General features: G+C 61.0%; 18 protein-coding genes and 3 pseudogenes. 17 read left to right on the top strand and 4 right to left on the bottom strand.

What is annotated here, in order from left to right; translation table 11 throughout:
* Positions 1-76: 76 nt before the first annotated feature.
* A complete protein-coding gene (locus HV744_RS17335; RefSeq protein ID WP_175150699.1) occupies positions 77-910 on the bottom strand; it encodes a hypothetical protein in 834 nt (277 codons plus the stop codon).
* 353 nt (positions 911-1,263) lie between these two features.
* Here HV744_RS17335 and HV744_RS17340 point away from each other — a divergent pair, with 353 nt between their 5' ends.
* The 6 genes from HV744_RS17340 to HV744_RS17365 all read left to right on the top strand — a co-directional run bounded on the left by HV744_RS17340 (position 1,264) and on the right by HV744_RS17365 (position 8,742).
* On the top strand, positions 1,264-2,643 hold the full coding sequence (locus HV744_RS17340) for a M14 family metallopeptidase (RefSeq protein WP_246279077.1): 1,380 nt from the start codon (positions 1,264-1,266) through the stop codon (positions 2,641-2,643).
* 480 nt (positions 2,644-3,123) lie between these two features.
* Complete coding sequence (locus HV744_RS17345; protein WP_175150701.1) at positions 3,124-5,454, top strand: DUF3141 domain-containing protein; 2,331 nt, start codon at positions 3,124-3,126, stop codon at positions 5,452-5,454.
* A gap of 43 nt (positions 5,455-5,497) precedes the next feature.
* Positions 5,498-6,436, top strand: a complete 939-nt coding sequence (locus HV744_RS17350; RefSeq protein WP_175150702.1) for a phosphate acetyltransferase — start codon at positions 5,498-5,500, stop codon at positions 6,434-6,436.
* A 4-nt stretch (positions 6,437-6,440) separates the two neighbouring features.
* Positions 6,441-7,628 carry an acetate/propionate family kinase gene (locus HV744_RS17355; protein ID WP_175150703.1) on the top strand — a complete coding sequence of 396 codons (1,188 nt, stop codon included), beginning with the start codon at positions 6,441-6,443 and terminating at the stop codon, positions 7,626-7,628.
* Positions 7,629-7,668: 40 nt separating this feature from the next.
* Positions 7,669-8,451, top strand: a complete 783-nt coding sequence (gene fabI, locus HV744_RS17360) for an enoyl-ACP reductase FabI (RefSeq protein WP_175150704.1) — start codon at positions 7,669-7,671, stop codon at positions 8,449-8,451.
* Between the two features lie 33 nt (positions 8,452-8,484).
* Positions 8,485-8,742 (top strand): RNA recognition motif domain-containing protein, encoded by a 258-nt coding sequence (locus HV744_RS17365; RefSeq protein WP_175150705.1) that lies wholly within the window; start codon positions 8,485-8,487, stop codon positions 8,740-8,742.
* 196 nt (positions 8,743-8,938) lie between these two features.
* On the opposite strand, the pseudogene HV744_RS17370 reads toward HV744_RS17365, so the two are convergent.
* Positions 8,939-9,227: pseudogene (locus HV744_RS17370) on the bottom strand (GntR family transcriptional regulator); the annotation flags it as partial.
* A 132-nt stretch (positions 9,228-9,359) separates the two neighbouring features.
* Between HV744_RS17370 and HV744_RS17375 the strand changes: the two are divergent.
* Entirely contained in the window at positions 9,360-10,025 is a 666-nt protein-coding gene (locus HV744_RS17375) for an FMN-binding negative transcriptional regulator (protein ID WP_175150706.1), read from the top strand.
* Positions 10,026-10,041: 16 nt separating this feature from the next.
* The gene (locus HV744_RS17380) at positions 10,042-10,419 is read left to right on the top strand and encodes a cupin domain-containing protein (protein ID WP_175150707.1); all 378 of its coding nucleotides are present in this window, start codon (positions 10,042-10,044) and stop codon (positions 10,417-10,419) included.
* Positions 10,420-10,515: 96 nt separating this feature from the next.
* Here the strand turns inward: HV744_RS17380 and HV744_RS17385 are convergent, their stop codons facing one another.
* Positions 10,516-10,776, bottom strand: coding sequence for a hypothetical protein (locus HV744_RS17385; protein WP_175150708.1), 261 nt, complete (start codon positions 10,774-10,776; stop codon positions 10,516-10,518).
* Positions 10,777-10,990: 214 nt separating this feature from the next.
* On the opposite strand from HV744_RS17385, the gene HV744_RS17390 reads away from it, so the two are divergent.
* Positions 10,991-11,197 carry a zinc-binding dehydrogenase gene (locus tag HV744_RS17390; protein ID WP_175150709.1) on the top strand — a complete coding sequence of 69 codons (207 nt, stop codon included), beginning with the start codon at positions 10,991-10,993 and terminating at the stop codon, positions 11,195-11,197.
* A gap of 650 nt (positions 11,198-11,847) precedes the next feature.
* Complete coding sequence (locus tag HV744_RS17395) at positions 11,848-12,609, top strand: hypothetical protein (protein WP_246279078.1); 762 nt, start codon at positions 11,848-11,850, stop codon at positions 12,607-12,609.
* A gap of 349 nt (positions 12,610-12,958) precedes the next feature.
* On the opposite strand, the gene HV744_RS17400 is transcribed toward HV744_RS17395, so the two are convergent.
* Positions 12,959-13,297: a BON domain-containing protein gene (locus HV744_RS17400; RefSeq protein WP_246279083.1), complete on the bottom strand. Its 339-nt coding sequence runs from the start codon at positions 13,295-13,297 to the stop codon at positions 12,959-12,961.
* Here HV744_RS17400 and HV744_RS37345 point away from each other — a divergent pair.
* The 7 genes and pseudogenes from HV744_RS37345 (at position 13,209) to HV744_RS17430 (ending at position 22,583) form a co-directional block, all read left to right on the top strand.
* The gene (locus HV744_RS37345) at positions 13,209-13,457 is read left to right on the top strand and encodes a hypothetical protein (protein ID WP_246279087.1); all 249 of its coding nucleotides are present in this window, start codon (positions 13,209-13,211) and stop codon (positions 13,455-13,457) included. The genes HV744_RS17400 and HV744_RS37345 overlap by 89 nt on opposite strands.
* A gap of 370 nt (positions 13,458-13,827) precedes the next feature.
* Positions 13,828-15,669: a serine aminopeptidase domain-containing protein gene (locus HV744_RS17405; protein ID WP_175150712.1), complete on the top strand. Its 1,842-nt coding sequence runs from the start codon at positions 13,828-13,830 to the stop codon at positions 15,667-15,669.
* A 30-nt stretch (positions 15,670-15,699) separates the two neighbouring features.
* Positions 15,700-15,849: pseudogene (locus HV744_RS37350) on the top strand (transposase); the annotation flags it as partial.
* A 541-nt stretch (positions 15,850-16,390) separates the two neighbouring features.
* Positions 16,391-19,050, top strand: a pseudogene (locus tag HV744_RS38480) (cation-translocating P-type ATPase).
* 216 nt (positions 19,051-19,266) lie between these two features.
* Complete coding sequence (locus tag HV744_RS17420; protein WP_343056431.1) at positions 19,267-20,853, top strand: Na/Pi cotransporter family protein; 1,587 nt, start codon at positions 19,267-19,269, stop codon at positions 20,851-20,853.
* A 23-nt stretch (positions 20,854-20,876) separates the two neighbouring features.
* Positions 20,877-21,710, top strand: a complete 834-nt coding sequence (gene ppk2 / locus HV744_RS17425; RefSeq protein WP_175150714.1) for a polyphosphate kinase 2 — start codon at positions 20,877-20,879, stop codon at positions 21,708-21,710.
* A gap of 108 nt (positions 21,711-21,818) precedes the next feature.
* The gene (locus HV744_RS17430) at positions 21,819-22,583 is read left to right on the top strand and encodes a ParA family protein (protein ID WP_175150715.1); all 765 of its coding nucleotides are present in this window, start codon (positions 21,819-21,821) and stop codon (positions 22,581-22,583) included.
* The last annotated feature ends 32 nt before the right edge of the window (positions 22,584-22,615 follow it).

Consider the following 22,615-nt stretch of genomic DNA (forward strand, 5'->3'; position numbering starts at 1 on the left):
CAGTTTTGCCCATTGGTGTTCGCGTGTTCTCCGGGTTGTGACGGGAAGCGCTTGTCTTCGGGAGGCCGGCCCGGCCCTACGTATAGTGCTGGGCGCGCGCCACAGCCGCTGCTGCCAGCGCCTCACGATAGGCTGCTCTTTTCGCTTTTGCCTCGGGCGTCGGCGGCTCCCGGTCTTTGCGCGTGAAATGGTACGTTTGAGATTCGATGAAAAGACGCAGGCTCCCGCTCGTTGCAGGTCCGAGATTGCGCAGCACCGGCGGCTGGTTCGGATCGACCCACAGAATCTGCTGCATCTCGTCGGTGGTCGGGTCGACCCAGCTGATATATCCCCCCGGCAGAATCTGCCGTGGTTTCTTGATTGCCCCCGTGAAACTGTACCGCGCATCGGGCGTGGCCTGTGGGTCGTAGAAGTGCGGGGTAATGAAATCCGACACCGATATCCCGTCGATCGTATAGGTGTAGGGATCGGCCTCGCAAGGGTCGCAGGCCTCAACCAGATATTCGAAGCGCCCCGTGCCGTCCTGGATACTGCCGTGGACGATCTCGATCGAGGTGGATGTCTGCAACCGGTTGCCATTCGGATCGATCAGCATTTCTACTGTCTCATGACTCGCATCGACTGCCCATTCGTCACTGTGCGGGGTGACGATCACCTTCGCATACGGCTGGTGATGGCGCGTCATATGGAAGCCGCCTTCGTCCGGCGGCAGCGTCTTGACGAGCTGGACCGGCCATACACCTTGCGGGATTTTCTTCGGATCGGGAAGGTATGAGACCGTCGCATTGACCGGCCAGTATTGCGGCAGGTCGCGCGTCACCTGGACATTGATGGCTGCGGCAACCGCGGCCATGGTGTGGGTGTCGATCGTGCCCGTCGTATCGACAAGCCCAACTTTTGTTGCCAGCATAAGTGCCTCCTGTTTATCCACGTTACGACACACGTGCGACACCGGGCGGTCAATACTCCGCTATGCAGTGTCGACGGATCGATCTCTCCGGCAAGGTCGATTTGCGGGTTTGTCTACGATGGGCTGCGTCGTCGCGATTACGATCGGCGAGGCCGGTATCGCTCCCCCGTCACAGGTGAGTCGAATCATGCTGGTCGCCGCGTGGATGATGCAGTCGGGGTTTCTCGCCTTTTTGACAGGACGGGCGGGCTGCCGGATTTTTGAACACGACGGCGTGACGATGCCTGGCCGTTTTGAAATGACTGCCGCTGTACCGTCTTTAAGATTGCACAGGCAGAGAGCTGCCGGGGAGAATGAAAGTGTCGAACTATCACGCCAGAATTACCGGAAGCGACTCCGCGGCGATGGCCGACCTCGTGACAAAGTATCGAGTCACGGTCGCCCGGCATACTGTCGAGAAAGTCGCAGAAGGCTATCGCGTCGACGCGCACGCCAGCGACAAACAGATTCGTGCGCTTGAAGCCGCGGGCTACAAGGTTGAACGTCTCGAGGATGCGGAAATCGAGGGTGTCGCGCGACAGAAGGAGAAACGCACAAGCCCGGCCGGCGCATTGACCCGTGAAGCGCTGTCGGTCATCACGGGCACCGGATACCTCGATGTCGTGCACGTTGAAGCGGCACTGGCTGCCGAAGCCGAGGCGCCGAATGATGCGTTCACTACATTGATCAAGCTGCCGAACGAGACATGGGAGAAGCGTGTTTGTCACGTGCTCAAGATCGGCAAAGGAAGCGCAGCGGGCCGCGTCGGCATCTATTTCCTTGGCGGCGTTCACGCGCGCGAATGGGGCAGCCCCGACATTCTCATCAACTTCGTGCAACTGCTCTCCAACGCCTATCGGACCAATACGGATATCACGATTGGCAGCAGGACCTTTACCGCCGCGCAGATCAAATCCGTGGTGGAGACGAAGGACATTTACGTCTTTCCGCAAGCCAATCCTGATGGACGCAACTACAGCATGGTGAGCGAACCGATGTGGCGCAAGAATCGACGGCCTGCGCCGGCGGGACATACGCAATCCCAATGCGTCGGTGTGGACGTCAACCGTAATTACGATTTTCTCTGGGACTTTCCAAAGTACTTCGACCCGAAGTCGCCGATTGCAAACTCCACCGATCCGTGCGACCACGATGTCTACATTGGACCCGCGGCAACCTCCGAGCCGGAGACACAGAACGCCGTGTGGGTGCTCGACAGCTTTCCGGACATTCGTTACTTTGTCGACCTGCATAGCTACTCGGAAGACATCCTGTACAACTGGGGTGACGACGTCGATCAAAGCAACGACCCAGCGATGAATTTCCAGAACCCCGCGTATGACGGCAAGCGCGGTATTGCGGACGACAAGGCGTACCGTGAGTACATCGCGGCCGAGGACAAGAAGCTCGCGGTCAGACTGGCCAACGAGATGCGTGACGCGATCAAGGCGTCGCGCGGCCGGGTCTACAAGACGGAACAGTCGATGAGCCTGTATCCGACAGCCGGCACCTCGGATGACTATGCGTTCAGCCGTCACCTGGTCGACGCGAAAAAAGCGAAGGTGTTTTCGTACACGATCGAGTGGGGCAGTCCGCAAAACCCGACGCCATTCCATCCACCGTATCCGGAGATGAAGCAGATCATCAACGAGGTCACGTCGGGACTTTTGGCGTTTTGCATCGCGGCGCAGTGACCAGCGCGTTTGCGGCGCATGGCCGACCTACGTCGACACACATGCTCCCGCCTCACTCGCCGCTCAGACCCGATTGAAAAAAAGCGGCGATATCTGCTCTGTATCAAGAGCGCATGTAACGGGCGTGTAATATGACGTAAGCATACTGAAGCAGATATCGGCGTGAGAACCGTGAGAACCGCATGCCAGTCGGCCTTATCAGCCGTCAACGGGCCGGTGTATAGGACTTTGGTCTAATTGCCGCGGTATCCAACCGGCCGCAAGATTCAACCCGCGACCCAGGCAGGAACGCCGATCGCGCGCCGCTGGATCTGGAACCGCTCGCAGCGCGGCGGAAGTGGCAGCGTTATCAAGCCACACAGCGTACAAGATATCAGGAGACCATGCGGGGTTCGATCCCGCAAGAACGGATACGCCCTCGCGACGCAATACGAGGGCGGCTGTCGCATGGTCTGACTTTTCGATATCGAGGTCCACGTCATGGACGCAGGAACCCAGTTGTCACGCAGCCAGGACATCAACGCGAAGGTCGCGCGCATCTTGACGAAGCGCACCGAGGGCGCGCAGAAGCATTTCAGCGAACGCGTACGCGCCGCGCTGGACGGCGATGCCGGCGCTGCCCCGGCCCCCGCCGCAAACATGCTGTCACTGACTCCTTGGGACACCGGCTCCTACTGGCTCGACGCGGTGCAACGTTCCGTGCTGTTCTGGGATACGCTGCGCGAGCGCGGCACCGAGTATTTCGAACGGACCCGGCAGGAACCGAAGCCGGTGTTGCATTTCGACTACGAGTTCGTTCTCGATGGCCGCCGGTTCGAGCGACCCGTCAATTACGCGCTGCTGCGAATCAAGCCGCCGGAAGGCGTGACCGTGGACGTGCGCAAGCGCCCCTACCTGATCATCGACCCGCGGGCCGGCCATGGCCCGGGCATCGGCGGCTTCAAGGACGATTCGCAGGCCGGTGTCGCGCTGCGGGCGGGACACGCGGTGTATTTCGTCATTTTCTTTCCCGATCCGGAACCGGGTCAGACGCTGCTCGATGTCTGCGCCGCCGAGCAGCAGTTTGTGAAGAAAGTGCGCGAGCTGCATCCTGACAGCCCGAAGCCGGCGCTGATCGGCAACTGTCAGGGTGGCTGGGCCGCCATGATGATCGCGGCTTCTGACCCCGGCGACACGGGGCCGATCGTCATCAATGGCGCGCCGATGTCGTACTGGAGCGGCGCGTGGAGCGAAGGCGAGGGTGACAACCCGATGCGCTACGCCGGCGGCATACTCGGCGGCTCCTGGCTGGCGTCGTTCGCCGCGGATCTGGGCGATGGCAAGTTCGACGGCGCGCATCTGGTGCAGAACTTCGAGAACCTGAATCCGGCCAACACGCTGTGGGACAAGTATTACCACCTGTTCAGCAACATCGATACGGAACCGCCCCGGTTTCTCGACTTCGAACGCTGGTGGGGCGGCTACTACCTGATGAATCGCGAGGAGATCGAGTGGATCACGCGTAATCTGTTCGTGGGCAACAAGCTCTGGTCGGGCGACGTCAAAGGAACGAGTGGCAAGGCGTTCGATCTGCGCGAGATTCGCTCGCCGATCATTCTGTTCGCGTCGATGGGCGATAACATCACGCCGCCGCAACAGGCATTCAACTGGGTAGCGGACCTGTACGGCAGCACCGAGGAGATCAAGGCGCGCGGCCAGGTGATCATCGGCCTGATGCACCAGAATATCGGCCACCTCGGCATTTTCGTGTCGGGCAAGGTGGCAAAAAAGGAACACACCCAGATCGTTTCAGTGCTTGAAGCAATCGAGTCTTTTGTGCCCGGTCTATACGGGATGTCGATCACCGAACGCAAAGACGCGGACGGCAAGGTCGAATATGAAGTCGAGTTTCGTGAGCACCGGCTGGAAGAAATCGCGGCCCATTTCAACCGCTTCAAGCGCGAGGACGAAAAGCCCTTCGAGGCCGTGGCCGAACTCTCCGAGTTCAACCAGCGTGCCTATCAACTGTTCGCGCAGCCGTTCGTGCAGGCGATGTCGAACGAGACGACGGCGCGCCTGCTGCGCGAGTTTCACCCGTTGCGATTCCAGCGCTGGGCGTTTTCGGACCTGAATCCGTGGCTCGCGTGGCTGCCGCCGGCTGCCAGCGCGGTCAAGGCCAACCGGCAGGTCGCGAAGCCGGACAACCCGTGGCGCGAGATCGAGCAGGCCGGCTCGGAAATGATCAGCGCATCGCTGGATTACTACCGGGCGATGCGCGACGCCGGCACGGAAGCGACTTTCTTTTCGATCTACGCCAACCTGTTCTCGCTCTATGTCGCCGATCAGCATCATGAACGCGAAAGCGTGGCGCAGACTGCCATCGCGGCGCGCGATCTGCCGTTCGTCAAGGAGGCGCTCGCGTCGATTGAGGAAGGCGGCTACACCGAAGCGCTCGCTCGCGCGGCCGCGCTGCTCTCGCGCAAGGGCGAACCGTTGCCGCTGTCCCGGCTCGTCACGCGTAAGGAGCTGACAGAAGCGTATGCGGACTATGTTCCGCAGTTGTCTCCCGATCAGTGGCGGCGCATCCGGGGCGAGCAGGAGATCATCGTCAGTTATGAACCGGAGCAGGCCCTCGCGACGCTGCCGTTGCTGCTCGCCGACAAGGCTGATTGCAAGCGGCTCCTCACGCTGATGGACGAGTTGCAGACCGACAAACGTGTGCGAAGCACTAGCCCGACCGAAGCGCAACGGGTCATGTTCGAGCGCATCCGCGACGTCCTCACGAATCATTCCGCACGCAAGCGGCCCGCCGCGGCGCTTGCGCGTCCGTAGCCGCCACCGTCCCCGATGGGATCGGCTTCTTCAGGGAGTGCCGATGGAAGCGAAACACGCGAAGTATCAACGGCTCATCGAATACTGCAAGACCTTGCCGCCCATGCTGACAGCGGTCGTGCACCCATGCGACCCGAGCTCGCTCGCGGGTGCGGTCGAAGCGGCGGAGATGGGGCTGATTGCACCGATCCTCGTCGGACCGCGAGAGCGCATCGAGTCGGTGGCCGCGCAGGCCGGCATTTTGATTGCCGGTTATCCGCTCGTCGATGCTCCCTTCAGCCATGCCGCGGCAGCGGCCGCGGTGCAGCTCGTGCGCGAAGGCAAGGCCGAGGCGCTGATGAAAGGCAGCCTGCATACCGACGAACTGATGAGTGCAGTCGTCAGCCGCGATTCAGGGCTGCGTACCGCGCGGCGCATCAGCCACTGCTTTGTGATGGACGTGCCGCAGCATGAGCAGGCGCTGATCGTCACCGACGCCGCCATCAACATCGCGCCGTCGCTCGAAGTCAAAATGGACATCTTGCAGAACGCGATCGAACTCGGTCATGCGCTGCGGTTCGAGGAGGTGCGCGTCGCCATCCTGTCGGCGATGGAGACCGTGAATTCGAAGGTGCCGTCGACGATCGAGGCTGCCGCGCTGTGCAAGATGGTCGATCGCCACCAGGTGACCGGCGCGCTGGTCGACGGCCCGCTCGCACTGGACAACGCGATCAACCTCGAAGCCGCGCGGATCAAGCAGATCGAATCGCGGGTGGCCGGCCGCGCCAACGTGTTGATGGTGCCCGACCTCGAATCCGGCAACATGCTCGCCAAGAGCCTGTCGTTTCTGGCCGGCGCGGATGCGGCGGGGGTCGTGCTCGGTGCCCGCGTGCCGATCATTCTGACCAGCCGCGCCGATTCCGTGATGACACGCCTCGCTTCGTGCGCGGTGGCCGCTCTCGTCGCTGAGGACAAGCGCGCGAGCGGCAAGGTAACGGGGTAACGCCATGGCGGACATCATTCTGGTACTGAACGCGGGCTCGTCCAGCATCAAGTTCCGCGCCTTCAGCGTGCACGGCACGACGCTGGATCTCGTACTGCGCGGACAGGTCGACGGACTGAATACGGCGCCGCGTTTCACCGCCGTCGACAGCGCGGGCCAAAAGACCGCAAAAGACTGGGGCGCCGGTTTCGAACTGGATCACGAGGGCGCGATCGAGCACATCGCCGCGTTTCTGCGCAGTCACGGCGAGGGGCATCGTCTGATCGCGGTTGGCCATCGCATCGTGCATGGCGGCCAGACCTATTCCGGGCCGGTGCGGGTGACCCCTGGCGTGCTCGACGAACTCGAAAAGCTGATCCCGCTCGCGCCGTTGCACCAGCCGCACAACCTGAGTCCGATCCGCATCATCGCGCGAAGCCGGCCGGAGATCCCGCAGGTGGCCTGCTTCGACACGGCGTTTCATCGCTCGGCGCCTGAAGTCGCGCAGGCTTACGCGCTCCCGCCGTCCATCACGGACAAGGGCGTGCGCCGCTATGGTTTTCACGGCCTGTCGTACGAGTACATCGCGAGCGTGCTGCCGCAGATCGCGCCAGCCGCGGCGGCGGGCCGCACGGTCGTCGCCCACCTTGGCAACGGCTCCAGCATGTGTGCGATCGTCGGCGGCAAGAGTGTGGCGAGCACGATGGGCTTCACGGCTGTCGACGGCCTGCCGATGGGCACGCGCTGCGGCAACCTGGACCCGGGCGTGATCCTCTACCTGATGGCCGAATTGAAGATGGACAAGCAGGGGATCGAAGATCTGATCTACCGGCAGTCAGGTCTGCTGGGCGTGTCCGGTGTGTCGAGCGACATGCGCGTGCTGCTCGCGAGCGACGAACCACGAGCGCGCTTCGCAATCGATCTCTACACGTACCGGATCGGCCGCGAACTTGGCTCCCTCGTGGCCGCGATGCAGGGCATCGATGCACTGGTGCTCACGGCCGGTGTGGGCGAGAACGCCGTCGCCATTCGCGAGCGCATCGTGCGCGACGCCGCATGGCTCGGGCTCGAACTCGACCCGGCGGCGAACCTCTCGGGCGGTCCCTGCATCAGCGCAGCGTCGAGCAAGGTGTCTGCCTGGGTCATTCCTGCCAATGAAGAACTCATGATCGGGCAACACACGCTCGCGGCGATCGAAGCAACGGCGCCATGAAACGGTTGCGCACATGAAACTGCGTTAAAGGAAAATTTTCATGACACTCGATTCGCCGCAACCAATCCTGAACAACGCGAAAGCGCTCGTCACAGGCATTGCCAACGAACATTCAATCGCATACGGATGCGCGAAGGCGTTTCACGAGCTTGGCGCCAAGCTCGCGATCACCTACGCCAACGACAAGACGAAGCCCTACGTCGAGCCGCTCGCAAAGGCCCTCGACGCACCGATCTTCATGCCGCTCGACGCATCGCGGCATAGCGAGCTCGAGGCCGTGTTCGAGCGGATCGACAAGGAATGGGGCAGTCTCGACATCCTCGTGCATTCGATCGCGTGGGCACCGAAGGACGATCTGCAAGGCGGCCTGCTCAACTGTTCGAGCCAGGGCTTCGCTAGTGCGATGGACATTTCCTGCCACTCGTTCGTGCGCATGGCACGGCTCGCCGCGCCCTTGATGAAAAACGGCGGCACCATGCTGACGATGAGTTATCACGGTGCGAACAAGGTGGTGCCGAACTACAACGTGATGGGACCGGTCAAGGCCGCACTCGAAGCCTGCGCCCGCTACCTTGCTTACGAACTGGGGCCGAAGGGCATCCGTGTCCACTCGATCTCGCCAGGTCCGCTCATGACAAGGGCCGCTTCGGGTCTGAAGGATTTCGAGCTTCTGCTCAACGAGGCCGCGCAGCGGGCGCCGCTGGGCGAGCTCGTCGACATCATGGATGTCGGCTATACCTGCGCGTTTCTGGCAACGCCCTACGCCCGGCGTCTGTCGGGCGAGACGCTGTATATCGATGGCGGCGTCAACATCATGGGCTGACTGATTATTTCAAGGATAGGGGAGGGCGACATCATGGCCGAGCTCTGGATAGGGAATGTGGCGGAAGACACGTCCGACGATGAAATCAGGGAGTTTCTGGTCAAGTATGGCTTTCCGCCGTTTGACGAGATCGAACGCTTTGCGGGGACGGGATCGCGGCCCGCAGTCGTGCTGAACTTCCACGGCGCGACAGCGGATGCGCTACGAAGCCTGCATATGCGGGTTCACAACATGTTCTGGAAGGATCGGACCATCGTCGTGCAGGTCTTGCCGGAGCGCGATGAGAGCTAGGCGGCAGGACGCGCTGAACAAGGGTTTGTCCCGCATGTGCGTCGTTCGTGACACGAAAGGCACGGCCTTCAAAGTGCCTGCTCTCATCGTGTTTTCGCCATTGCGGCAACGACCGCAGCCAGACGTTGAGCGGCTGCTCTCACCTTGATTGACGCGCCACATTCTGTCGCACGTCCGGCGTCGATGCGGGGTTCGCTGACAGGCTGCGGCCCTGCCAGAGCCTGCGCGACTCTCGTTCCCGCGCCAGCTTTCGCTTCGAGAAAGCCCTCGGCGATCAACTGCTCGTAGGCTTCGATCACCGTGCCCCGCGCAACCTGAAGCGAGGCTGCCAGTGAGCGCGTGGCAGGCAACGCGTCGCCAGCCCCGATATCGCCGTTGCGCACCGCCTCTCGCAGCGCCTCGGCTACCTGGCGGCGCAGGTTGCCTGCCGTGCGGTCGAGTGCGCCGAAGGCAGGCAACCCGGCGACCCGCGCAGTTCTCGCCATGATTCTGGTCCATTGAAAAGCTATCAAACTGGATCTGCAGGATAAACCACTTTTCGCGCAAACTGCAGACGCAGCCGCAGTTGCAGCCAGTCACCCTGTTCACCACTCCAGCCAGAGAGCCAGAGAAATAGCATGTACGTCCCATCCCATTTCGCCGAAACCCGCAAGGAAGTGCTGCACGCACGCATCGTTCAACACCCTTTCGGCACGCTAGTCACGCATGGAAATAGCGGGCTCGATGCCAACCACCTTCCGTTTGAACTTGCGGCGGACGAACGGACGCTGGGGGTGCTGCGTGCGCATGTCGCGCGGGCAAATCCGGTTTGGCAGGACGTTGCGAACGGCGCTGAGGTGCTTGTGGTCTTTCGTGCGGGAGATGCCTACATCTCGCCGAACTGGTATCCAGGCAAGCACAAGCATCACAAGCAGGTGCCAACGTGGAATTACGTGGTTGTCCATGCGCACGGACGTATCACCATCCTCGATGACGAGCGCTATGTCCGCGGTGTCGTCGGCCGGCTGACGCGCACGCATGAGGCATCGCTACCAACGCCCTGGAAGATGGGCGACGCGCCGAAGGATTACATCGATACCATGCTGAAGGCCATCGTCGGTGTGCAGATCGAAATTACCCGCCTCGTTGGGAAAAACAAGCTCAGCCAGAACAAGGAAGCACGCGATATTCGAGGTGCTGGCGAAGAACTCAGAGCACGCGGGGTTGCTTCGATTGGCGACGAGATGCTGGCGCAGTTCACGGAGAAGCAGGACAAGACCGACGAGGGGCGCTCACTGAAGTGATCGGAGAGAATCGAAGATGGCAAGCGTTCAATCTTTAACTCCGCAGTTTTTTTGCAGCGATTCGGCAAGCATGGCGTGGACTCCCTCCCGTTTCGCTGCCGGTGTCGAGGTCAAGAACCTTGGAAAAGCAAACGGGCGTGGTTTGCAGCTGGTCAGATTTGCACCGGGCGCAACATTTCCCGACCATCTCCATACCGGACCGGAGTTCATTTATGTTCTGGAAGGCGAAGCCATCCAGAACGGACAGCGGTTGCAGGCGGGGTATGCGGGAGTCGCCGAAACGGGGACTGTCGATGCGAGCTTCCGTAGCGATACCGGATGCACGTTCCTGTTCGTCTACGAGTTGGGCCAGGTCTTTGACTCTGTCAGTCCAGTACGGAAAGATGATGTGTGACGCGCCGGATAAGGGAACCGTCGCCAGACAGGGCACCGCCCCAGACAAGCTTGTCAGGAACTGCTTCCAGTCACACCGCACCAGGTCGCTCGCAGACTAGTGATAGTTGACAAAGTTGATGATGTCATTGAGGAACCACGGCAGAATCAATTGCGTATCGGAATAGCTGACGCCGACGCTGAGCCTCGGCGGCTTTGACGTGGAGTTACCGGGTATTGCACCATCGGTAGAGTGCAGAATGTAGGTGTCCGTGTCGGCGGGATTTGGCCGGGCGGTCTGATTGTTCGCGGGCGACCCTGCCGAGGCACAGCCGGCGGTGAGCACCACGAGGGCCGCTGCGAAGCAAAAGGGCTTCATGATGATGTGAACTCCAGCAATGTTACTTTGACAATACACTTGAACGGACGGACAAGGAAGAACACGCCGGTCATCTCCAGGTGCGGATTCAACAGCCATTCAGTATGCGTGCCATTCGTTGAAGTACGACTTTCTGTGGAGCTTCGCTCAGCGCAATAACATGGCTTGTAGCATCAACGTATTCGCCGATAAGCCGCTTGAAGTCCTTACCTGAATGGTTCCCTCAACGGCACAATCGCTGACGGGTCAATACCGCGCGCATCATGGCGAGATGATGCGCGCAGCGACACGCCTCGTGGAAAGCGGCAAGCTCGGGCCCGTGGTCGATCCAGGGCGGTTCGACTTGCACGCAGCGGAACAGGCTTACGAAATCGTCGCAAGCGGTACGGCACGTGTCAAAGTTGTGGTCGAAGTCGAATAGGAGTTGCGCGGGACATCGACTTCGTGACAAACGTATGTCCGGTCTGCTATTTCAGCATACCGGCAATCTGAATGTTCGCACCCCTGTGCGGGTTCATGACCGCACCAGGCCGATAGGGTTGAAAGAGTCGTCGCCCGACGCCCGACAGAATAAGATCGCATTCCTATCGGAAAGATGCAATTCGGCCCGACCCTCGTCGTACATCAAAAGTCCTTGGCTATTTGCTTTTCGAGATGCATCTTCTCCCCACCTGCGCAATGCAAACGGCATATCACAGCCCACGGAATCAATCCGCCAATCCTTAACGCGCTTGCTCAGCGCGCCGGCCTGTTCGCTGCGAGGACACCGTCAATTACCGAGTTGGATGAAGCCAATGACGCGCGCCGGCAAACAATGACGGCGCTCCAGCGATCGTAAGTGCTTCAGCGGCCCGCCTTACGTCCCGATGCCAACTACCTGACAATGCGCCACACCACTCATTTCCGCAGAAAAAATTATGCCCACCTCAAAGGAATGTGCTAGAAAATAACAATTGCACGGGGCACTGGCAATCGCCGCACGGGGCAAGCGAACAAACGATCTTGGGCTTTCAAAATTCTTAATCGGCCGCGAGGTGGATCATGAGAATAAAGACGCTTTTAGGGTTTGGGGTGACGACGATCGCCTCGGCGCTAACGTTACAGTGTGGCACCGCGTGGGCCGACGGCCCCGAAGCCGCATATGCCGAAGAGGAGGCGCCGGCCGGCTCCCTCAGTCCGGAGGAATACCAGGTCAACGCGGACGGCATGAAGGAGGATCCGAAAGCGAAGATGTCGGACGTGGCGCGGGCTTATCGCAACGGCTATATCAATCGCGGCAAGGAAGATCAGGCTGGTTACGACGCGATGATCGACTCGCACAATCACGGTCAGCGCAAACCCACGAATACGCAGGTTGCCCGAGTGGACGTGCCGCCGTTGCCGGCCGGCGTGCCGGAAGACGACAACTCGAAGTACACGACCATTCCGCCGCAACCTCGCCAGTACGCGCAGCGCCAGGTATCGCAGCCGCGTCAGGTGCCACCACCGCCGCCGCCTCAGTACAGGCAGGCTTATCAGGAGCCGCAGTACGCCCCGCCGATGCCGATGCAGTACCAGCCGGCACCTCAATATGCGCAGATGCAGCCGCAGCCGGTCTATGCCGATAGCCAGCCTGTGTATGTGCGGCAGGAGTATGCGCCGCCGCCTCCTGTCCAGTATGTCCCGGTCTACGCACAGCAGCAGTACGACGAGATACCCGTGGTGGAAACCGTCGTGCAGCCCGTCGCGCCTCCTGTCGCGTATCAGATCTACCGGCCGCCGGTCTATTGGAGTACGCCCCGGGTGTACGCGTACCGGGCGGCGCCGGTGGTGAGCTATCGCATGTGGCGGTGACGCATTGTCAAGTCGCTGAACCGGACGCTCAACTGAAGGCGAAGCGTCGGCGGGAAGGCGACCGCTCAGAAAGCAATCGACGAATTTCGGACGGGCTCGGCGAATTCGCGCCGGGCTCTAAACTTTGGCGCAAGCTGTTTGCGATAGTGTGAAGCACGCGGCAAATGAGGCTGCGGGCGAAGTATTACCTGATTGGTCCAACGCACGACACGAACACCGACGTGCGTTTCTGCTCGTAAAGATTCGGCGCGTGAAAGCAGCCCACGTCATCTCGAAGTCGCTACGGCGACATCGATCCTGACTGATCGATGTCGCCGCGCCATGGATCGGCGACGATGACGTGTCGAGTCTAATGGCCGCTGCCGCTTCTCGTGCGCACCGTCAGCCGGTTCGAGACGGACCTCACTCCCCGGACCGATCTGGCGGCGTTCCCGGCCCGCTGGATCTGTGAGCGCTGGGGCACGTGGCCAGTCAGCGTTACCACGCCGTGGCGTGCCTGCACATGAATAGACGCGGAGTTCAGCCCCGTGGTGCGCGTAAAGGCGCGGCGAACGTCACGAACCAGCTGACTGTCCGATCTGGCTCGAGACGATGATGTCGTGATTGGCTGGCTTTGCGCGGATGCTTCGTTCGGTGTGCCGCCGCTGGTCTGCGCATCCGCGTATGTCGCGCAAATCGCGAGGGACACGGCGGCTATCGCGCCGATTATTCTGCTCGTGCCGTTGATTTTCACTATTCCTCCTTTGCCGGTTTTTCCGGGACCGACATTCAAGCCGCGTGGTGCCAGTGGGGGCGAGGCAGCGAAACGTGATGCCGCCTCGAGAAGCGTGTTCGACCGTCCGACCTGATTATATGCCGCGATCACAGGGCGAACGGCGCATTCGCGACATCGCTGCGCAAGCGTCGTTTCCCGCACATCGCGCACGGGTTGATGAACCGCAATGTGTCTCGTGCGACGCCGATGTGCCGTCGGCGTCCGACCGGGAACAGCTTGCTGCGCAATAGCGCAAGCGCGGAGGAAACGCGTGAGCGCTCGCGCAGCGGAGCTAATGCGACAGCGTAGCGGGAAGCTTCCGTGCGGACGGACTGCGTGTCGATCTGGTGTCGCCGGCGAGTTTCATCATTCGGTCATGTGCGCAAGCGCACCGATGGCCACCATCGTGGTATGGCGTAATCCAAGTCAAACTCCACGTCCAAAAAAATGACATGTCCAATGCATTGGAAGAGCTTTCCGCAGAAATTAATATGAATCACCGCGAGGATCGTGAAACGAATAAAGCGGACTTCAAAATGCATCCCGTCAATTTCGGCGGGCATTTCGGCTGGCTTTATGAGCCACTGCCCAAACCTGACGAAGATGGCAAATCAGGCATTGTGGTTTGCGGTCCGCTTGGGCATGAGGCTCTATGGCTGCATCAAACCATGCGATCGCTCACCGGCCGCCTAGCGGGCCGGGGATTCGCGGTACTGAGATTCGACTATGCCGGCACCGGTGACTCCATTGATCTTGATGAGTTCGTTGAACCAGGCAAGTGGGTCGACGAGACTGTCGAGGCCGTGGATTTCCTGAGGCGCACGACCGGTGTCGAGCGTGTCGCGCTGGTCGGATTCCGTTTTGGCGCGACGGTCGCCGCGCAGGCTGCGCGTGCGGCGGGTGTGGATACCGTGGCGCTGGTTGCGCCGGTCGTCGTTGGGCGGCAGTTCGTGCGGGAAATGAACGCGCTGCAGCGGACGTGGCTGGAGCAGGTTGGCCCCCACGTCCGCAATGATGCGGCGCCAGCCGGCGCGTATGACGTGCTAGGGCATCGCTTCAGCCGCACCGCCATCGACGCGATAACGGCATGCGATTTGCGCCGGGCGGCAGCGCCGCCGGCGAGCAAGCTGTTGATCGTTCACCCCGGCAATCAGGAGCCCAGTTGCGAGCTGGCGGACCTGTACAGTGCGCTGGGCGCCCAGGTCGACTCCCTGCCGTTTCCGGAATACGCGCAGGCGCTGCAGCCTTCGTGGCTGGCAACACTGCCTGAGGCGACACTGGGATCCGTCGAAGCATGGTTCGTCCGCGAGTTTGCGGCATCATCCGCACCGTCTCCGTTCGCAGTATCCGCCGCGGTGGCGCCTCCTGTTCCGTGCCGACGGTCAAGCGGTTTGAGCGGCGCGGTCGAGACGCCGGTGGAGCTCGCCGATGGACGTTTGTTCGCGATCCTATGCGAACCGGAAGACCGTCCGCAACCCGCGCCGCTGGTGGTCATCGCCAACACAGCGGCGACCCATCATGTCGGAGACGGACGATTCAACGTCGAGCTCGCCCGCTCGCTGGCACGAGCGGGCATCGCGTCCTTGCGCGTCGACGCGCACGGCATTGGCGACAGCCGCGATGCGTGGATGGTCGCCAACCCGTCCTTGCTCAGTTACGAACAACTCGCTGCCGATACGTCGCTGGCGGTCGATTGGGCCGTCGACAGAGGGCATCCGCGGGTTGCCGTGTTCGGCATCTGTTCAGGTGCGTATCTGGGCCTTCACGCAGCCACGAAAAATCCCGCCGTGACGGCGCTGCTGCTGGTCAATCTGCAGGGCTTCGACTTTCCGGCGGACTTCAGGATGTGCGATGCCGTCAAGATCGGTGCGGGCTCGACGCGCGCGCATTTTCGGGCGATGCTTCGCGCGCAAAAATGGTCGCAGGTTCTGCGCGGCGAGGTCGGTCTGCGACCCGTGTTGCGAACGCTGTCCCGCTATGCGATTGACGCGGTCGTGAGTAACGCCGCCGCATGGGCCGGTGACGCGAACCGCAGCGCGGTGAACAAAGGCACCCGCGCGCGGCGGCGGATGAAAGATCTCGATGCGCGCGGAGTACGTGTGCGGCTGTTGTTCAGCCCATTGGATCGCGGGCTGGACGAGCTGCGAATGCACTTCGGCCGGGGTGGCCGCAGGCTCAACAAGCTGGTGCACGCCAGCGCGATGGTCATACCGAACATGGACCACGAAGTTTTGAATCCCGCGGCACGGCAGCGGGTTGCGGCGGTGTGCGAGACGTTTTTCAGTCAGGCATTCGCTCGCGAATAAAGTCGGCGGGAAGTCTTGAGGGGAGGGCACCCATTTTTGAAGAAGAAACCTTATTGGGGCAATCATTTCTGGGCAAAGGGTTACTGCGTAGATTCGGTCGGTTTGAACAGCGAGATGATTCAAAAGTACGTTCGGTTCCAGGAGACAGAAGAGAGGCATCAAGAGCAGCTTCAGTTGGAACCGGGTAGAGGACCTTCTCAGAAGGGCCGCGCGGACATAAACTTCGTGACTATTCAAGCAGCTTTGACGCGACGCACAAAGTCCGCGCCGGGTTTGCCGCACGAGCGCAGTATCGTCTCGTCCCCCGAGGGGACTTTCTTCGGGGCGTAGCTCACCATCCAACTTTTCGATGTCACGCGAACTCCGCCGGAACCGGAATAGCATCGCATGACCCAATTGACAACTGCCGCCAGAAAACGATGCCCGTAATAGAGTGGCTTCGTGCTCTGCATCGCTTCATCTTATGCGAGTAGTCCATCGACGCGACAACGCTCATCGACCACAATGTTTAGCGGGCCGCCTATGATAGATGCAAGAAATAGCGAACAATGTGTCGAGTTCCCGGGTGGAAACCAGATAGCCGGAGTCATCATAGCGATAGTGCCATTGACTGTGCGCAGCCGTTTCCCGATGCGTCCTTGATCACAATTCTTCTGTAAGCAGTTCTTAAAAATCGCAGGTTCAGTAAACTTGCGCCCGCAACAAGATTGTGGAGTGAGTGATGAACGAGGCGACAAACGCAAGACTTCAAGGCGATGAAGCGGCCTGGTATGCGGTGACCGCGGAGGAAGCTGCAAAGCGGCTAGGCGTGAACGCGCAATCCGGCCTGGGTATTCCGGAAGCCACTGAGCGACTTCAAAGATACGGTCCAAACCGCTTGCCTGAAGCCGGCAAGCAAAGCCTGTTGATGAAGTTTCTCGGCCAGTTCAACAACATCCTGGTGTACGTCCTGCTAGGCGCCGGCTTCGTCAAGCTGATGCTCGGGTTGTGGATCGATGCGTCAATCATTCTCGGCGTTGTCGTTATCAATGCGTTGCTTGGTTTTGTCCAGGAAGGCAAAGCCGAGAAGGCACTGGATTCGATCCGCAACATGCTATCCGCCGAGGCGAGAACCCTGCGCGCCAGCGAAACCCGCATGATCGCATCGGACCAGCTCGTGCCGGGCGACGTCGTCCTGCTGGAGTCGGGCGACAAGGTTCCTGCCGACCTTCGGTTGATTGACGTCAAGAACCTGCGCATGGAGGAAGCGGCGCTAACCGGCGAATCGGTACCGAGCGACAAATCCGTCACTCCCGTCGCGGCCAATGCGACGGTCGGGGATCGCCATAGCATGGCCTACTCGGGAACGCTCGTCGTATCCGGGCGTGGCACCGGGCTCGTCGTTGCGACAGGAAGCGAAACCGAGCTCGGGCGCATCAATCAGATGCTGGCCGCGGTCAGCTCGCTCGAAACGCCGCTGCTGCGCCAGATCAAGAAATTCGGCTACGCCATTACCGCCGTCATTTTCGTGATCGGCGCGCTGGTGTTTGCCTACGGCCGCTGGGTCGAGGGCTTGCCGTTCGTCGAAATCTTTCAGGCTGTGGTCGGCATTGCGGTATCGCTCATTCCGGAGAGCTTGCCTGCCATCATCACGATTACGCTCGCCATCGGCGTGCAGCGCATGGCGCAACGCAACGCGATCATCCGCCGGCTGCCAGCGGTGGAAACGCTGGGTTCCGTATCGCGGATCTGCTCGGACAAGACCGGCACCCTGACACTGATGGAAATGATGGTCGTGTCGGCCGTCACCGCCGAGACCACTTATCAGGTTGAGGGCGATGTCTATGCACCCGACGGGCGAGTTCTGCGGGACGGCGCACCAGCCAGGCAAGACCCGGTCCTCGACCTGATGGGGCGCTATACCCGTTCGCGACCAAGATCGGCCTCGAGCGGCAGGCACAGCAGACGGCTTATCGACGCGTCGACGCGATTCCCTTCGAGTCCGAGCACCGCTTTATGGCGACGCTGAACGAAGCGGCGGACGGCGGCCAGTTTCTGCTCGTCAAGGGCGCGCCCGAAGTCATCCTCGAGCATTGCGACCGGCAACAGACGAAGGACGGCCCGCAGCCGATCGATCTTGCCCATTTCCTGAAGGCCTCGGACCAGCTTGCGGCGCAAGGCGAGCGCGTGCTGGCATTCGCATGGCTCGATCATCCGGGTCTGGCGGAAAGAAACCTGTCGCCTGCGGATCTTCCGAAGACGCTCGTTCTGCTGGGGCTGGTCGGTCTGCTCGATCCGCCGCGCAAGGAAGCGATCGAAGCGGTGAAGGAATGCCACGCTGGCGGTATCCGCGTCACGATGATCACGGGCGACCACCGGATCACGGCTGCCGCGATTGCAAAGATGCTGGGCATCGGCGACGGCACGACGGCGCTGACTGGCGTCGAGATCGAGGCAATGGACAACGCGACGCTGCAGGAGGCGGTCCGGAAGGTCGACGTATTCGCGCGCGCAAGCCCGGAACACAAACTTCGGCTCGTCAAGGCGATCCAGGCGAACAACCAGGTCGTGGCGATGACGGGTGACGGGGTGAACGATGCGCCGGCCCTCAAAAAGGCCGACATCGGTGTGGCAATGGGCATCAAGGGCACGGAGGTCACCAAGGAAGCCGCCGAAATGGTGCTCGCCGACGACAACTTCGCGTCGATCACCGCAGCTGTGCGCGAGGGGCGAACGGTCTACAACAACATCGAGAAAGCGATTCTCTTCATGTTGCCGACCAACGTCGCGCAGGCGCTCGTCATCATGGTGGCGATCCTGGTGGGCTTCACCATGCCGATCACGGCGCCTCAGGTGCTCTGGGTCAACATGGTGACGTCGGTCGCACTGGGTCTTGTGATTTCCTTCGAGCCGCACGAACTCGACGTCATGCGCCGTCCGCCTGGCGTGGCGGGTCGTCCCATCCTGACCAGGTTTGGAATCTGGCGGGTGATTTTCGTCGGTTTGAGTCTGCTGGCCCTGACGCTGTGGGCGTTCTTCTGGATGAAGGCGCAAGATGCGCCAGACGAACTGGCGCGCACGGTTGCGGTGAACACGCTGACGATCGGGCAGATTTTCTATTTGCTCAATACCCGTTACCTGGTCGATTCATCGCTGTCGATCACCGCGCATCTCGGCAATCGATATCTGCCGATGGGGATCGGTGCAGTCGTCGTGCTCCAGCTTTTGTTTACCTATGCGTTGCCGCTTCAGGATCTGTTCGGCACGATGGCCATTCCACTTCGAATCTGGCCATGGCTGTTCCTCGGCGGCTTCGTGTTCTTCCTCGTCGTCGAGGCCGAGAAATGGATCATCCGCAGGTGGCGTGCATCGAGGCCGGCGCCGGCGCTGGCGACGACGTGACCGATGCCGCACGCAGCGGCGTGACGTGCAGGGCGGCAGACCGGAAGGATCGGCAGCCGCCCAGCGATGTTCCTTTTCGGGAATGTGCGACATGACAAAAGGCAAAGCAAGATGACTCCTTCTCCTGCGGAAGTTGAGCTGGTCAAGCTGAATCTGGTTCAGATGTTCGGGCTGCTAATCGGTGGCCTCGCGCTTTTCCTGCTTGGTCTTCAGTTCATGACGGGCGGCCTGAAGGCGATCGCCGGATCGAAACTGCAGGCGCTGCTGGGCATGCTGACCTCGAACCGGTTCCGCGGCGTGCTGGCCGGCGCGGTCGTTACCGCGCTGCTGAATTCATCGACCATCACCACAGTCCTGATGGTCGGGTTCGTGTCCGCCGGGTTGATGACGTTGGCCCAGTCGGTGCCGATGATCATGGGCGCGAACATCGGCTCGACGGTCACCGCGCAGATCATTGCGTTCGACGTTTCGAAACTGACGCCGTTCATGCTGGCGCTGGGCTTTCTGCTGCATGCGTTCGGGCGGCGCGACCTGCTGCGGCAGTTGGGCAGCGTGATTCTCGGGCTCGGTCTGCTGTTTCTGGGCATCCAGATGATGGGCGACGCGACGCGTCCGCTGCGCACATTCCAGCCTTTCATCGACGCGATGCAGGACATGGAGAACCCGCTGCTCGGCATCGTGGTGGGCGCCATCTTCACCGCCGTGGTTCAAAGCTCCGCGGCGACGCTGGCCATCGTGATCGCGCTGGGGGCGCAGGGCCTGATGCCGCTCGAGGCCGGCATCGCGCTGATTCTGGGCGCCAACGTCGGCACGTGCGGAACGGCGCTGCTCGCCGGGATCGGAAAATCGGCCGAGGCGGTCCAGGTCGGCGTGGTGCATTTCATCTTCAATACGCTGGGCATCCTGTTCTGGGTGTTCTTCATCCCGCAGATGGCGGATCTGGTTCGGCATATTTCGCCGTCCTACCCAGAGCTACAAGGGGTGGCCAGACTGGCGGCCGAAACGCCACGCCAGGTCGCCAACACCCATACGATATTCAGCGTGGTCACCACGCTGGTCCTGATCTGGTTCACCGGGCCGATCGCGCGGCTTGCCCAGCTCATCGTGCCGAAGCGGGCGCGGGAGGCTAAACGGGCAGGCGATCCGGTCTATCTGGACGAATCGTCGCTGACCGCGCCTTCGCTCGGGCTCGAGCGGGTACGGCTCGAGCTGACGCGGCTGGGTCAACTGGTTCTGGACGTCGTTCGTACCGGCTCGAACATGGTCTCTAGCGGAACGATCGAGGAGATCAACCTTCTGCTGGACCAGGACAAGGAAACCGGCCGGCTGGCGTCGGAGATTCTTCAGTATATCGGCCTGTTGTCGCAAATTGATCACTCGGAGGAGGACGGCCAGCAGATGGTCCGCTTCACGCGGATCGCGTCCAACCTGGAAAGCATCAGCGGCATTGTCGGGACCAATCTGGTGTCGGCCAGCCAGCAAAGACTGACGCACCAGATCGACCTCGCGCGCTTGCGCGATCCAGCGACGACGCAATTCGCGGATACCGTGATCCGGAATCTCGAACAGGCCATCGGAACGATCAGGGATCCCGCAGCGAGCGAAGCGGCTCAGGTCATCGGGGCGAAGGCCGAGATCGAAAAGATGGCGGCAGCGGCGCGCCAGGCCGTGCTTGCCAAACTGCAGCTGGCGGACAAAGCCGACGTGCTGAGTTTCCGGCTGGCGATGGACCTGATCGAACAGTGCAGGCAGATTGCGCAATTTGCGAGAGCGATAGCGAAGACAGCGAATGAATTCCGCTAGTACATTCAGTCGATGGTGACATCATGGTCCAGGGAAAAGACAGGAAGGTCAGCCGACGCGAAAGGCCCCAGTCGGCGCAGAAGACGAAGCTCTCACGGCAGGACTATGAAGCGAAAATGGCCGAGCTCCATGTCGAGCTGGTGAAGCTGCAGTTCTGGGCGAAGCACACGGGAGCGCGGATCATCGTGATCTTCGAAGGGCGGGACGCCGCGGGCAAGGGCGGGGTGATCAAGCGGATCACGGAGCGTGTCAGCCCGCGCGTGTTCCGCGTCGTCGCGCTGCCGGCGCCGTCGGAACGGGAGCGCACGCAGATCTATTTTCAGCGCTACTTCGAGCATCTTCCCGCCGGCGGGGAGATCGTGATTTTCGACCGCAGCTGGTACAACCGCGCGGGAGTGGAGCGGGTCATGGGCTTCTGCACGGATGACCAGTATCATCGTTTTCTCAGACTCTGTCCGGCGTGGGAAAAGGACATCATCGATGCCGGCGTGACCCTGATCAAATACTGGTTCGAGGTCAGCAAGGAGGAACAGACGCGCCGGTTCCAGGAGCGCATTATCGACGGCCGCAAAACCTGGAAGCTGAGTCCTATGGATATGGAGTCGCACAGGCGCTGGTACGACTACTCGCGTGCGCGCGATGCGATGTTCGCGGCCACCGACACGAGAATATCGCCGTGGTACGTTGTCGACGCCGACGACAAACAGCGCGCGCGATTGAACTGCATCGCGCATTTTCTGAGCCTCATCCCTTATGAGGAAACAGAGTGCCCCAAGATCGATCTTCCGCCGAGGCAAGAGGCCAAAGGGTACAGGGAGCCCGATTATCCGTATAACCGGGTTCCGGACAAGTACTGAACGGCTATGATGTCCTGTCCGGGAACCGGATGCGGGAGATTTGCAAGTTCGGTCTTCTGACTCAGGTATGCTGGGGGCTTTGGGACAGATTCCGTTCGAGGGGAGAACATGCGGCGCGTCGTATTCAATCAGAAAGGTGGCGTGGGTAAATCGACCATTGTCTGCAATCTGGCGGCCATCAGCGCTAGCGAAGGTCTGCGCACGCTGGTTATCGATCTGGATGCCCAGGCGAATTCAAGTCAATACCTGCTCGGCGCGCAGGCCAGCGAGGTCCATCCCACCGTCGCCGGCTTCTTTGAAACCGCGTTGACGTTCAGCTTCAGGCCCGTGGAAGTCACTTCTTTCATTCATCCGACGCCGTTCGAGAACCTGGACGTCATGCCCGCTCATCCGGACCTGGACACGCTGCACGGCAAACTGGAATCGCGCTACAAGATCTACAAGTTGCGTGACGCGCTCAACGAACTCGACATGTATCACGCGATTTATATCGACACGCCGCCAGCGTTGAATTTCTACACCCGCTCCGCGCTGATCGCCGTCGAGCGTTGTCTGATCCCGTTCGACTGTGATGATTTTTCCCGTCGCGCACTTTACACGTTGCTGGAAAACGTGAAGGAGATCCAGCAGGATCACAACGTCGCGCTGGAAGTGGAGGGGATTGTGATCAACCAGTTTCAGCCGCGTGCGAGCCTGCCTCAGAAACTGGTCGACGAACTCGTCAGTGAGGGCTTGCCGGTGCTGGCTTCGCGGCTGTCTTCGTCCGTGAAGATCCGCGAATCGCATCAGCAGGCGACCCCGGTCATTCACCTCGATCCGGGACATAAACTTTCGCAGGAGTACCGGGCGTTGCATCGGGAACTGGTGGGATAGCGGGGAATTGCCAGGCGGCCCGGATCCTGAAT

This window comes from Paraburkholderia ultramafica (genome assembly GCF_902859915.1).
Lineage (GTDB): Bacteria > Pseudomonadota > Gammaproteobacteria > Burkholderiales > Burkholderiaceae > Paraburkholderia > Paraburkholderia ultramafica.